The sequence below is a fragment of the Campylobacter concisus genome, from assembly GCF_002914195.1.
Taxonomy (GTDB): domain Bacteria; phylum Campylobacterota; class Campylobacteria; order Campylobacterales; family Campylobacteraceae; genus Campylobacter_A; species Campylobacter_A concisus_M.
Genome location: NZ_PPAU01000116.1, coordinates 1 through 773, shown reverse-complemented (window position 1 = coordinate 773; position 773 = coordinate 1). Strand labels below are relative to the sequence as shown.

The window sequence follows — 773 nt, the reverse complement described above, 5'->3', positions numbered from 1 at the left end:
ACCTATAACCTTGCATTTGTCATCTATCCAAAATACAAAAGGCTTCATACGCTTTAGTTTTGCAATATATGCTGCATAGCCGCCACTCCACACAACCTCACCTACACTTCCATCTGGATATTCCACGATATAGCCACTATATATTTCGTTGCCATTATGATCGTGTAGTCCAGTATATTCCATTAATTTAAAATCATCTTCATGCTTAAAAAATGTTGTTTCAAACGTATCCTCACCAGTTATCTCCCTCGTAGGAACAACTATGCCCGTAACATCTCCGTTAAAATCAAGATCCATGTTTATGACGTTCAAAAGAACATTAATGCCTGGAACGTATGCTTTAAATTTAATGGGTTTCATCTCCATCTCCTCGACTATTTTTGATAAATATTACCTAAGACCGCAAACAATTCTATAATAGGAGTTTTATCTGCCTCTGACTTAGGGGCATTAAAAGGCAGTAGCGATCCATCTGGAAATTCTACACAAAAGCAACCATCTTTAAAAATAACTACTCCTGGCTTTTCTTCCTCAGTGGTATCTACCCACTCTCCATCGTGATTTTCATATCCAGTTGGATTTATGGCTGCAAAATGCACTATGTCGCTCTCATATATCTTTTCGCCACCAATATCTTTGCAGCCAGTATATTGCATTACGGCATACGCCTCTTCATCCTGCAAAAACATGCCAAAAGAAAAATCTTCCTCAAATGTTTTTTCTATGTTATAAAGCATAATATTGCTATTTTTACACCAAGCTCTATATTCAAC

General features: G+C 36.9%; 2 protein-coding genes. Both read right to left on the bottom strand.

Annotation, left to right across the window (positions count from 1 at the left end; genetic code table 11):
* Window positions 1-312, bottom strand: a 312-nt coding sequence (locus tag CYP28_RS08340; protein ID WP_219811242.1) for a YopX family protein, incomplete at its 3' end; no start/stop codon positions are given.
* 62 nt (window positions 313-374) lie between these two features.
* Window positions 375-773: YopX family protein (locus CYP28_RS08335; RefSeq protein ID WP_219811241.1), on the bottom strand; the 399-nt coding region annotated here is incomplete at its 5' end.